Origin of the sequence: Nocardioides dubius (assembly GCF_039528155.1) — a bacterium.
In the GTDB taxonomy this organism is placed as follows: Bacteria; Actinomycetota; Actinomycetes; order Propionibacteriales; family Nocardioidaceae; genus Nocardioides; species Nocardioides dubius.
Map to the genome: position 1 here is coordinate 17,549 of NZ_BAAALG010000009.1, position 12,369 is coordinate 29,917.

Genomic DNA, 12,369 nt, shown 5'->3' on the forward strand with positions numbered 1-12,369 from the left:
CGCAGATTCACCCGCCCTGCGCACATTGCGACGTCGCGGCGATCTCGACAGGCTCGATCCATGGCGGGCGTGGGATCAGCGGTGACCCGGCGGGTCGAGCAGGTCGAGCTCCACCGCCCGCTCCAGCACCGCATCGCGGGAGTTGACGCCGAGCTTGCGGTAGATCCGCTGCAGGTGCGTCTTCACCGTGTTCTCACTGATGTGCAGCGCGGCCGCGATCGCGGTGCGGGTGCGGTGTTCGACCATCGCCGCGATCAGCGCTCGCTCCTTCGCGCTCAGCATCACCACCGCACCCTCTCCACTGGCGAAGCAGGTCGGCACCTCGATCGCCAGGTGGGCTTGGAGATCCGCGCTTCCCTGCTCCGCGGCGATCGCCCGCAGCCGGTTGAGGTCGGCCGCCGGCAGGTAGCTCAGATGCAGCCGGGCTCCACCCGGCCCGACCTGCGCGATGGCGCGTTCGAGCAGCGCAGCGGCAGGCTCGTCGCGGCCGAGACGAGCAGCCGCGGCAGCCGTCACGGTGAGCACCGCGGCCAGGGAGCGCGCGGTGTGGCCGGGACGAGACTCCTGTGTGGCAAGGGAATTCCAGACGCCGTCGGCGTCACCGGCCAGCAACCGGGCGAGCATCCAGGCCGGCGCATACTGTCCACCGAAGCGGGTCGGGCGCCGGAGCAGGGCAGCCGCCTTGGCCCCGTTCCCCGCCGCGAGCCAGGAGATGGCGAGTGCCGAGCGCAGCGCCGCACCGGCCAGGTTGTCGCCCGTGCACGGAGGCGCGGGGACGCGGCGCAGCTGCTCCTCGACGATCCGGGCCTGGGCGCCGGCATTGCCGAGCCCGATCTGGGCGTGCAGGCGGACCCAGGCGTGCAACGGCCAGAACTCCGTGGTGTCGAAGACGACCCCGCAATCGTCGAACTGCGCGAGCGCCGCGTCGAAGTCGAAGAGATCGAGGTGCAGGATCGCCTCCCCGATCCGCCCGGCTGCATTGACGTGTGTGCGCTCCTCGCCCGGGCGCCAGCCCTCGGCGCGGAGCTGGGCACGCACCGATCGCGCCTGGTCGCACCAGCCCTCGAAGGCGGCCATCCCGAGTGCGTGGGCGATGGACTGGTTGCGGGCGGTCGGCTCGACCGCGACGGCGACCGCACGGCTCGCCGTCGACCGGGCCTGCTCGAGGTCGCCGGCCAGGAAGAAGGAGTAGCCGAGGTTGCGCAAGGCCATCGGCTGCAGCGCCGCCACGACCTCACGCTCGGCGGGGGCGATCGCGTCGTTGAGCTCGAGCGCCTTCGCTGCCGCGCGTGCGGACTCCTCGGTGCGCCCCAGCAACCGCAGGCTGACGGTGCGAGCGACATGGCCCAGCAGGTAGTGCGCCAGCGTCGGGTTGGGCATCTTCGGCCGCTCCCACTCCGCGGAGATCTTGAAGAAGTCCGCGGCCGCGCCGCGCAGCGAGGGGTCACGGAAGCAGGCCAGCCCACGGCCGAAGGCGAGCGCCGGGAAGTTGATCAGCGCCCGGCTCGGCACCGAGGCCAGGTGGCGGTTGACCAGGCTGGAGGAGACGGCGTCCTGGTTCGTGCCGACGACGCCGGCATAGACCCACGCCGCGATCCCGAAGAGGCCGGCGCCGACCGCCATCTCCAGGGCCGCCTCGTAGCCGCCGTGACTGGCCAACCAGATCGCGCTGGTCTCGGCGGTCCGGGTCTGCTCGGCCGGTGGCCAGGCCCGCACCTCGGTGAGCATCGCGTCGCGCAGCGACTCGACATACTGGAACACCTGCTTGCCGGGCGCGAACGGGATCCAGCGGCCGAAGCCGTTCCACTCCAGCTCGTCGAGGATCTCCTTCACCTGCGTGGCATCGGCGACCTGCGGCACCAGCGCGAGGGCCAGGTCCGGGTCGAAGTAGGGCGGCACACTGGTGGCCAGGACGAAGTCGTAGGCGGCCCGTTGCTGGAGCTGACGGCGCAGGTCCTCGGCCACCAGGCTCTGCCACCCCTCCGGATTGCCGAGGCCCGCCATCCGCACGACGCCGGCGGCCGGCAGGCTCTCCGGGGAGAGCAGCGCAGCCCGGAGCGCGAGCGGATAGCCGCGGGTGGCGTGGTGCAGCCGCGCCGCGTCGTCCGGTGCCGACGGGGCGGCGAACGCGCGCAGCAGGTCGTCGGTCTCCTCCGGCGTGAAGGCCAGGTCGCGCTCGGTGAGCAGCTGCACCTCTCCGCGCAGGGTTCGCGCCGGTCCGGCCAGGCCGCTGGAGGTGCGCGTGGTGACGACGACCCGCAGTTGTGGCACGAGATCCGCGAGTCGGGTCAGGTCGTCGTCGACGAGCTCGGCGGGCGAGCGGACGCGCTCATAGGCATCGACCACCAGCAACGGGCTCGCGCAGCGGCTGAGGCCGCGCGCGATCACCGATGCGGGATCGTCGCTGTGCTCGACCTCGTTGACCAGCCCGAGCGTGGAGCCGTCGACGATCCCGGCACGCCCCGATCCGGCCAGCACGGTCTGCCAGAAGCCGGAACGGGACGCCAGATCGCTCTCCAGCGTCACCCAGACGACGTCACTGGGCGACGCCGTCTCCGCCCACGCCCGCACCAGACTCGTCTTGCCGAACCCGCTGGGCCCGGAGATCACGGTCAGGCGGCTGGTGCTCTGATCGAGCAGATCGTGCAGACGGCGGCGGGGCAGCAAGACCGACGGATGGCCCGGCATCGCTCACCTCGTCCCGAGTGGTTGTGCTCGACTCGACACTAGGGTCGCGACGACGACGCCGCAGCCGCTTGACCAAGGTGGCGCAGGCACCCACCCGGGCCTCATCGCAGGAACGGGGGGTGCAGGGTGGTCGCCGCGCCGACCCGGTAGAGCCGCGCCGGCCGGCCGCCGTCGCGGGTCGTGGTGGCGTCGGTGGGCTCCAGGAAGCCGGTCGTTCCGGTGATCTTGCGGTGGAAGTTGCGCGGGTCGAGGGTGGTCCCCCACACCACCTCGTACACCCGTCGCAGCTCGGTGATCGTGAACTCCCTGCCACAGAAGGCCGCAGCCAACGGGGTGTACTCGAGCTTGGCGCGGGCGCGCTCGACGCCGTCACGCAGGATCTGCTCGTGATCGAAGGCCAGCGTCTCGGGCGTGGCCAGCAGCTCGCGGACGGGCCGCCAGGCCGCCTCTGCCGCGTCGGTGCCTGCCCTCGGCGTCGGAAGGTCGGCCGCGAGGGCGATGTAGGCGACGGTCACGGTGCGCATCCGGGGGTCGCGATCGGGCGCACCGTAGGAGGCCAGCTGCTCGAGGTGGAAGCGATCGGCCACGATCCCGGTCTCCTCCTCGAGCTCCCGGGCCGCTGCCGTCGGCAGGTCCTCCCCGGGATCGAGGAAGCCACCGGGCAGTGCCCACTCGCCGCGGAACGGCTCCTCGCCGCGACGGATCACCAGTGCCTGAAGCTCATCGGCGCGCACCGTGAGCACGACGAGGTCGACGGTCACGGCCACCGGCGGGTGGTGCTGCTCTCCAACCATGGGCCGAGCCTACCACTTAACGTCATCTTGACGATTACGACTGGAAGGGATTACTGTCACTTTGACATTAATTCCGAGGATGAGGAGACCCCGATGGCTGACATCGCCCGCTACCCCCTGGTCCGTCACCTGCGCGGATCGGGCACGACGCACATCGAGCAGATCCGCAACGGCAGGACGGTGCGCGCCGGCGTCGGCGCCTCGTTCTGGTTCCGGCCCCTGACCGCCGTCCTCAACGAGGTCCCCGTCGACGATCGCGAGCTGCCGTTGATGTTCCACGCCCGCACCAGCGACTTCCAGGACGTCACCGTGCAGGCGACCGTCACCTACCGGGTGACCGACCCGGGGACGGCGGCCGGACGCATCGACTTCTCGATCGACCCCGGAACCGGCGCCTGGCGCAGCACGCCGCTGGACCAGGTCGCCAGCCTGCTGACGGAGTCGGCACAGCAGTACGCGATCGACCTGCTGGCGGGCGTCGACCTGACCACCGCGATGGCGGGCGGCGTCGGCCCGGTGCGCACCGTGATCGCCGCCGGCCTGGCCGCCGACGCACGACTGGCGGAGACCGGGATCGCGGTGGTCGGCGTCCGAGTCGTCGCGCTGCGCCCCGAGCCCGAGGTGGAGAAGGCGCTGCGCACCCCCACCCGCGAGCAGGTGCAGCAGGAGGCCGACAAGGCGACCTTCGAGCGGCGCGCGGTGGCCGTCGAGCGGGAGCGCGCGATCGGCGAGAACGAGCTGCAGACGCAGATCGAGCTGGCCCGTCGCGAGGAGCAGCTGGTCGCCCAACGTGGCGCGAACGCCCGACGGGAGGCTGAGGAGGCCGCCGCCGCACGCGCCGTGGCCACCGAGGCCGACGCCAGCCAGATGGTCGCGATGGCGGAGGCACGAGCCGAGAGCGTCCGCTTGGAGGGTGCTGCCGAGGGCGAGGCCGAGGCGGCGCGCGTCGGCGCCTACCGCGACACCACCGAGGCGGTGTTGCTGTCGCTGGCGGTCAAGGAGCTGGCCGCGAACCTGCCGAACATCCAGACCCTGGTGCTGAGCCCGGACCTGGTCACCCAGGCACTGGCGCAGCTGGGAACCGGCAAGGTGACCCCATGAGCCTGACACCCCGGGTGGTCGTCGTCACCCGTCGCAGCGAGTACGACGAGATGCTGGCCACCCACGGGACCCGCGGCCAGGCGGCGTTTTTCCTGAGCACCCGGGGGCGTGACATCGCCGAGGTCGAGGAGCGGCACCGTCGGCTGCAGCGCGCGATCGAGGTCGCCACCGCCGCGATCCCGGTCGACTGGCGGCGGGGAGTCGTCGAGCGGTCCGACGTCTCGCGCTTCCTGTTCTCGCCCGACGACGTCGTCCTGGTGGTCGGCCAGGACGGCCTGGTGGCGAATGTCGCCAAGTACCTCGACGGGCAGCCGGTGATCGGCGTCGACCCGGAGCCCGGACACAATGCCGGGGTGCTGGTCACCCACGCCGCCGGCGACGTCGGCGACCTGCTGCGAGCGCCCGGCGACGTGCGCGAGCGGACCATGGTCGAGGCCAGGCTGGACGACGGCCAGCGCCTGCTCGCCCTGAACGAGATCTTCATCGGCCACCCGAGCCACCAGACCGCGCGCTACGACCTGCGCACCCCGGACGGCGGTGCCGAGAGCCAGGCCTCCTCGGGAGTGATCGTGGCGACCGGGACCGGCGCCACCGGCTGGTGCCGCTCGGTCGCACGCGAGCGCCACAGCCCGCTGGCGCTGCCCACGCCGGCCGACCCGCGGCTGGTCTGGTTCGTCCGTGAGGCCTGGCCCTCCCCCGCCACCGGCACCACCCTCACCGAGGGGGAGCTCGTCGGCACCGAGCTCACGCTGACCGTGCAGTCCGACCGCCTGGTCGCCTTCGGCGACGGCATCGAGGCCGACGCCCTGTCCCTGACCTGGGGACAGACGCTGAGCATCGGGCGCTCGGAGAAGGTCCTGCGCCTGGTGGCCAGAGGTGCAGGCCTCGCGGATCGGTGAGGTTGCCCGCCGATGTGGGACGCTGGTCGGCGTGCGACGGGCGATGATCAGTGATGCTGCCCTGTTCAAGGCGTTCGATCCCGGCACCCTTGCCCGCGGGCGCCAGTACGCAGCAACGCGGCGGGTCATCTCCGCCGCCGTCGACGACACCGACCCCGACGAGACGACCGTCAGCGGACTCGTCGCAGGCACCGGCCGGGCGCCGTACCGGGTCACCATCCGGCTGCGCGACGACAGCATCCGGGCCAACTGCGCCTGCCCGGTCGGCTACCAGTGCAAGCATGCCGCCGCGATACTGCTGGAGATCCGGTCCTCCACGTCGCGCCAGGCGCAGCCCACCACCCCGGCCTGGCAACGCAGCCTGGACCAGGTGCTCCAGCCGCTGGAGGGAGCGGACCCGGCGTCCGGTGCCCGCAAGAGGGTGGCCCTCCAGTTCGAGATCCCGGTGCCCAACCGGCGTCGCTACCGGAGCCATGCCGAGGCCGGGCAGCGGCTCTGGCTGCGCCCGATGCGCCAGGGTGCGCGGGACAACTGGATCAAGACCGGAATCACCTGGGCCAACGCCGAGGCGCCCCAGTACGACGACGTCCACGACCCCGACCAGCTCGCAGTGCTGAGCCGGATCGTCCGCGCGATCCCCGGTGCCGCGCCCCGCGACGTCATCGACCTGACCCTGATCGGGCCGCAGCTGCCCGAGCTGCTGGTGCAGGCCGAGGAGGCCGACATCCCGCTGCTCGGCGGCGAGCGGATCTCCACGGTCACGCTCGCCGAACCGCTCGACGCCGGCGTCGACGTCCACGCCCACGAGGACGGCGCGCGGCTGAGCATCGGCGTGTGGCACGACGAGCGCTTCGTCTCCGGCGACGACCTGCTGCTGCTCGGGCGGCAACCGCACTCGGTCGCCCTGCTCGCCCCGACCCGTGAGGGATCGACGGCGCGGCACCCCAAGCTCCGCCTGGTGCTCGCCCCGCTGCGCCGCCACCTGCCCGAGGCGCTCCTGCAGATCCACCAACGCGGCGGCGTCCTGGAGGTCCCGGCGACCGACCGTGCCGCGTTCGAGGAGGAGTACCTGCCCCGGCTGCGGCAGCAGCTGCCGGTCACCTCCTCCGACTCCTCCCTGCTGCTCGCCGAGGAAGCGCCGCCTCGGCTCGAGGTCCACCTCACCTGGCGCGAGCTGGACGCCGAGGTGGCCTGGCGTTGGCGCTACGGAGCCCGGCACTTCGCCCTCGACAGCAACGACCGCGCCCCTGCGGTGCGGCGTCCCGCGTTGGAGCGCGCCGTCCTGGAGCTGGTCGAGCCCTGGCGACGCCTGCAGCCCCGGATCACGCTGGCCGGCGTCGAGGCGATCGACTTCGTCGCCGACGACCTCCCGGCACTCCTCGCCCATGACGACGTCGACGTGCGCGAGTCCGGGCAACGCCCGCACTTCCGCGAGGCGGTGGGGGCGCCCACGATCGAGTTCGTCGCCGACGAGGACGCCGCTGATGCCACCACCGACTGGCTGGACCTGCGCGTGGTGATCGACATCGAGGGCGAGCAGCTGCCGCTCACCGACCTGCTGGGGGCTCTCACCGCCGGACAGACCCGGGTGGTGCTGCCCAGCGGCCTGCACCTGACCACCGATCGCGCCGAGTTCCGCCGGCTCGCCGAGCTGGTCGCCGCTGCTGCCGAGATCCGGGGTGAGCGCGGCGAGCGGGTCCGGGTCGGACAGCGCGACCTGGGGCTGTGGGCTGACCTCGACGACCTCGGCGCCGTCGACGCCCTGGCGGCACGTTGGGTGGAGGCGGCGCGAGCACTGCTCTCCCAGGAGTCGCTGCCGGACGTCGACCCGGCCGGCCTGGTCAGCACGCCGCGCCCCTATCAGCTCGAGGGGATCCGCTGGCTCGTGCAGCTGTGGCAGCTCGGGCTCGGCGGCATCCTCGCCGACGACATGGGGCTCGGCAAGACCCTGCAGACGCTGGCGATGATCAGTCATGCCCGCACCCACGGCGCCGGCCCCTTCCTGGTGGTCTCGCCGACCAGCGTGATGACCGCCTGGGCATCCGAGGCGGCCCGGCACACGCCCGGGCTCGAGGTGCGCGTGGTGGACGCCTCGGCCGCACGCCGGTCCGAGTCGTTGGCCGAGGTGGTCGCCGGCGCGGACGTCGTGGTCACCTCCTACACCCTGTTCCGGCTGGAGGCCGAGGCCTACGCGGAGCTGGCGTGGGGAGGCATGGTGCTGGACGAGGCGCAGGCGATCAAGAACCACCAGAGCAAGACCTATCAGGCCGTGCGCCGACTGGAGGTGCCGTTCCGGCTCGTGGTGACCGGGACCCCGTTCGAGAACCGGTTGATGGAGCTGTGGTCCCTGCTCTCGGTGGCCGCACCCGGGCTCTACCCGTGGCCGCAGAAGTTCCTCGACCAGGTGGTCCGCCCGATCGAGAGACAGGGCGACGCCGAGGCGCTCGCGCGGTTCCGTGCCCGGCTGCGGCCGTTCATCCTGCGCCGGACCAAGGATCTGGTGGCCGCCGACCTGCCCGCCAAGCAGGAGCAGGTGCTGGAGGTCCAGCTCACCGCGGGACACCAGCGGCTCTACGACACCTGGTTGCAGCGCGAACGTCAGGCGATCCTCGGACTGGTCGACGACTTCGACTCCAACCGGGTGGCGATCTTCAGCGCGCTGACCCGGCTCCGGCAGCTGAGCCTCGACCCGGCGCTGGTCGACGACGCGCACGAGCACGTGGGCTCGGCGAAGCTGGACGTGCTGGCCGAGCACCTGGTCGAGCTGGCGGCCGAAGGCCATCGCGCCCTGGTCTTCAGCCAGTTCACCGGCTTCTTGAAGCGCGCTCGCGCGCGCCTCGAGGCGGAGGGACTGACCGTCCGCTACCTCGACGGCGCCACCCGACAGCGCGCCGCCGAGATCGAGGCCTTCAAGTCCGGTGACGGCGACGCGTTCCTGATCAGTCTCAAGGCCGGCGGGGTCGGGCTGACCCTGACCGAGGCCGACTACGTCTTCGTGCTCGACCCCTGGTGGAACCCGGCTGCCGAGAACCAGGCGGTGGACCGGGCGCACCGGATCGGCCAGCAGCGCCCGGTGATGGTCTATCGCCTGATCTCCGCGCGCACCATCGAGGAGAAGGTGGTCGCCCTCAAGGAGCGCAAGGCGGAGCTCTTCGCCTCGGTCTTCTCGGGCGACGGCGCGCTGAGCGCAGGCATCGACGCCGAGGACGTGCGGGAGCTGTTCAGCTGAGCCGGCACCGCTCCCGCACGTCGGATGCTCACGCTGTCGGCTGAGGCTCCGCCATCACCCGGATCCGGGCCACCTCGGCGCGGGCGTGGGAGACGTCGTCGCTCTCGGCGCCCCGACTCGCGCCGATCGCGTGGGTCAGGTCGAGGATCGCGTGACGCAGATGCTTGCGTCCCTTGCGCGCATGGTGGTTCGGCGCCGCCTTGCGATAGGCCTTGCCGGCCTTCTTGTCCAGGGTCGCCTCGACCTCGGTCTCGGACAGGACGCCAGCGGCAACCTCCGGAGCGAGGATGTCGCGGACCCGACGAGACGGTGGTCTGGGCGCAACTGCTCGCGCAGACCCACGAGGGCGCCCGGCTGACGCCCACCTTCCTCGCCTTCCTGGCGATCGCGTTCCTGCTCTCGGCGGTGGGGGTGGCGACGGCGTCACCGTTGACCCTGGTCGGAGCGATGGTGGTGGGGCCGGAGTTCCGACCGTTGGCGGCACTGTCGGTGGGCGTGGTCCGCCGCGACCTCGCGCTGGTGCGGAGGTCGGCGCGGACGCTCGCCATCTCGTTCCCGGCAGCGATGGTGGTCACCGCGATCGCCACCTGGATCTGGATCCGGTTGGGGTGGATCGGCGTCGGCGACGTCGAGAACGCCCGCGCCTTCGACTTCATCTACGAGGTGGGGCCGTTCTCACTGGTGGTGGCACTGCTCGCCGGCGCAGCCGGGATGCTGGCGCTGGTCACCTACTCCTCCACCGTGCTGGTGGGCGTCTTCATCTCGGTGACCACCGTGCCCGCCGCCGGACTGGCCGTCGTCGCGGTGTTCGCGGGCAAGTGGCACGTGGTGCTGAGCTCGCTGGCCCAACTCGGCGTCAACCTCGCAGGCATCGTGCTCTCCGGAGTGGCGGTCCTCCTGTTGCTGTTGCTGCGCGACAGCCGGCGCGAGGCAACGGTCACCGCGCAGCGCCTGAGCGGGCACTGATCCGGGCAGCTGACGGATCCGCGGCGGCAGGTACGCAGCGTCGTCAGCCCAGCAGCTTCGCCTTCGCCGCCGCGAACTCCTCGGCACTCAGCACGCCAGCCGCCTGCAGCTCTCCCAGCTTCTGCAACTGGTCAGCCAAGGACTCGGCTTGAGCGGCACCCGAGCGTGGCTCCGGTTCGGGTTCCGGGGCCAGACCACCGGTGGGGTCCATCGCCAGCATCTGCTCGACATGCGCACTGAAGCGCTCCAGGAGCTTGCCGAGCTGCCTGCTCTCGGCAGCGTTCGCCGTGATGTTGACCCGTGAGCTGATCCGGCTCGCGCCGGTGATGCTGAGGACGCAACCTCGCGGAGCCGGAAGCACGGCGGCCTGCCACGAACCGCCCCAGGAGAAGCCGGCCATCGGCGTCGAGAACGCGAGCCCGCTGGTGGCGACGTTCACCGATCGAGTCGACCAGCGGAGGTCCTGCAGTGCCCGTTGGAGAGCTTCGAACCCCCAGGTCGGGGTGAGCGGCGCGAAGCGCTCGGTGCCAAGTTCAGCCATGACGACGGATCCTAGCGTCGGCCTATGCCTCCGGGGGCGGACCGGCGAACGCCGCATGACGCGAACCGCGTGGGGCTCGCTCCTACGGCGTCGAAGATCGACGCGGTCAGCCTACTGCCAGCCCGATGGCATCAGTCGCCGAAGCGTTTGCGATCCAGCGTCTTGAAGTAGCCCTTCTTGAGCGCGCGCTCCGCGCTGTCCTTGGAGGTGGAGAAGAAGTCGCGCTCCGAGGTCGTCAGGCCGACGGTGTCGATCTTCTGACGCAGGAGAGCCAGTGTGCAGCAGAGATCGGCGGCCTGAAACAAGCTGTAGTCGGCAGGAACCACCTTGCGTACCTCGACGCTGAGGTGGGCATTGAAGATGCTGTTGACGAGGTGGGTGATCTCCCTCTGGCCGTTGTCGTAGTAGACGACGATGCGCTCCCAGGACAGGAAGAACTCGTAGTTCGACCGAATGAGGGCGCCGAGTTCGCGCGCCATCGCACTGACGAGTTGGTCCGTGTCGCCAAGCCCGCGCTTGCTGAAGACCCATGAGTGGTGAGTGATGTCGCAGGTGCGCACGAAGTCGACCAGGACCCGGAAGATCGATCGCCGAGATCGGCGGTCGAGCAGAACGTAGTCGTGTTCGCGCCGGATCAGGGGCCCGGTGTGGATCGCGTGGTTGGCCGACAACCCCCGCAACACCAGCGCCTCATGGATCTTGTCGAGGTGACCACTGATGTCGTCGCTCTGGTCATGGAAGACGAGGCTCAGCACGTAGAACGGCGAGTGCTTCTCGAAAGGTCCGAAGTCGCCCGACTCGTCGATGAAGATGCTCAGTTCACGCACGACATGACCTCTGGAAACGACTTGAGGCGGGAAGAACCCGCCTCAAGAGGGTGGCGGGGGATGTCCCCGCCTAAAGGTTGGACCAGGGCCTTGCGGCCAGCCCAGATCAGCAACTGTAGCAGCGCGAACCGACGGGACCAAGGGAGATTCCCCGCGTCTGACGGCCGCTCGCCTGCGCAATGCATCCGCCGAAAGCGCCGCTGAGACTTTTGCGGACTTTTGCGCACCAGAGGGGTGCTGGGAGACCCTTAACCCGGTCCTGAACTGCGCAAACGCCTCAACTCAGTAGTACCAGGGGTACGGGCTCCAGTCCGGGTCCCGCTTCTCCAGGAACTGGTTGCGGCCCTCGACTGCCTCGTCGGTCATGTAGGCAAGACGGGTGGTCTCGCCGGCGAAGAGCTGCTGGCCGACCAGGCCGTCGTCGAGCAGGTTGAAGGAGTACTTCAGCATCCGCTGCGCGGTCGGGCTCTTGCCGTTGATGATCCGGCCCCACTCCAGGCCGGTCGCCTCCAGCTCGGCATGCGGCACGGCCTTGTTGACCACGCCCATCTTCACGCCGTCCTCGGCGGAGTACTCCTGGCCGAGGAAGAAGATCTCGCGGGCGAACTTCTGCCCGGCCTGGCGCGCCAGGTACGCCGAGCCGTAGCCGCCGTCGAAGGAGCCGACATCGGCGTCGGTCTGCTTGAAGCGACCGTGCTCGATGCTGGCCAGGGTCAGGTCGCAGACCACGTGCAGCGAGTGGCCGCCACCGGCCACCCAGCCGTTGGCCAGGCAGATGACCACCTTCGGCATGAACCGGATCAGCCGCTGCACCTCGAGGATGTGCAGCCGCGCCAGCCGCGCCTTGTCGATCGGGCTGGGCTCCTCGGCACCGGTGGCACCCTGCGCGAGCGAGTCGCCGTCCGCCTCGTACTGGTAGCCGGCCCGGCCACGGATCCGCTGGTCGCCGCCCGTGCAGAACGCCCACTTGCCGTTCTTCTCGCTCGGGCCGTTGCCGGTCAGCAGCACGCACCCGACGTCGGCCGAGATGCGTGCGTGCTCCAGCACGCGCAGCAGCTCGTCCACCGTGTTCGGACGGAACGCGTTGAGCACGTCGGGGCGGTCGAAGGCGACCCGAACCGTGCCGTGGTCCACGGCCCGGTGGTAGGTCACGTCGGTCAGGTCCTCGAACCCGGGCACGACCTTCCAGGCCGCGGCGTCGAACGTCTGGGACACACCCTCGATTGCGCTCATGGTGGGCCACGTTAGTGCGCGCTCACCCCGCTCCGCACCCGACCCCCGCCGGGCGACCACTCCACGAGAAGCAACGCACGCGAAACACCGG

General features: G+C 70.8%; 9 protein-coding genes. 4 read left to right on the forward strand and 5 right to left on the reverse strand.

The genetic code is table 11. The features are described from left to right. Positions 1 to 75: 75 nt before the first annotated feature. Together ABD151_RS11085 and ABD151_RS11090 are read right to left on the reverse strand one after the other, a co-directional pair. Positions 76 to 2,688 (reverse strand): LuxR C-terminal-related transcriptional regulator, encoded by a 2,613-nt coding sequence (locus ABD151_RS11085; RefSeq protein WP_343994255.1) that lies wholly within the window; start codon positions 2,686 to 2,688, stop codon positions 76 to 78. A 101-nt stretch (positions 2,689 to 2,789) separates the two neighbouring features. After that, positions 2,790 to 3,482, reverse strand: coding sequence for an NUDIX hydrolase (locus ABD151_RS11090; protein WP_343994257.1), 693 nt, complete (start codon positions 3,480 to 3,482; stop codon positions 2,790 to 2,792). Positions 3,483 to 3,575: 93 nt separating this feature from the next. Between ABD151_RS11090 and ABD151_RS11095 the strand changes: the two genes are divergently transcribed. From ABD151_RS11095 to ABD151_RS11110, 4 genes are all read left to right on the forward strand, one after another. After that, positions 3,576 to 4,583 (forward strand): SPFH domain-containing protein, encoded by a 1,008-nt coding sequence (locus ABD151_RS11095; protein ID WP_343994259.1) that lies wholly within the window; start codon positions 3,576 to 3,578, stop codon positions 4,581 to 4,583. Continuing rightward, entirely contained in the window at positions 4,580 to 5,482 is a 903-nt protein-coding gene (locus tag ABD151_RS11100) for an NAD(+)/NADH kinase (protein WP_343994261.1), read from the forward strand. The genes ABD151_RS11095 and ABD151_RS11100 overlap by 4 nt, the downstream gene beginning before the upstream one ends. A gap of 31 nt (positions 5,483 to 5,513) precedes the next feature. Next, complete coding sequence (locus ABD151_RS11105) at positions 5,514 to 8,711, forward strand: DEAD/DEAH box helicase (RefSeq protein WP_343994263.1); 3,198 nt, start codon at positions 5,514 to 5,516, stop codon at positions 8,709 to 8,711. Positions 8,712 to 9,020: 309 nt separating this feature from the next. Further along, positions 9,021 to 9,677: a DUF389 domain-containing protein gene (locus tag ABD151_RS11110; protein ID WP_343994265.1), complete on the forward strand. Its 657-nt coding sequence runs from the start codon at positions 9,021 to 9,023 to the stop codon at positions 9,675 to 9,677. Positions 9,678 to 9,720: 43 nt separating this feature from the next. On the opposite strand, the gene ABD151_RS11115 is transcribed toward ABD151_RS11110, so the two are convergent. The 3 genes from ABD151_RS11115 to ABD151_RS11125 form a co-directional block, all read right to left on the reverse strand. Next, a complete protein-coding gene (locus tag ABD151_RS11115) occupies positions 9,721 to 10,218 on the reverse strand; it encodes an SHOCT domain-containing protein (protein ID WP_343994267.1) in 498 nt (165 codons plus the stop codon). Between the two features lie 131 nt (positions 10,219 to 10,349). Then, positions 10,350 to 11,045, reverse strand: a complete 696-nt coding sequence (locus ABD151_RS11120) for a DUF3800 domain-containing protein (RefSeq protein WP_343994269.1) — start codon at positions 11,043 to 11,045, stop codon at positions 10,350 to 10,352. Positions 11,046 to 11,327: 282 nt separating this feature from the next. After that, entirely contained in the window at positions 11,328 to 12,278 is a 951-nt protein-coding gene (locus ABD151_RS11125) for a 1,4-dihydroxy-2-naphthoyl-CoA synthase (protein ID WP_343994271.1), read from the reverse strand. Positions 12,279 to 12,369 lie beyond the last annotated feature (91 nt).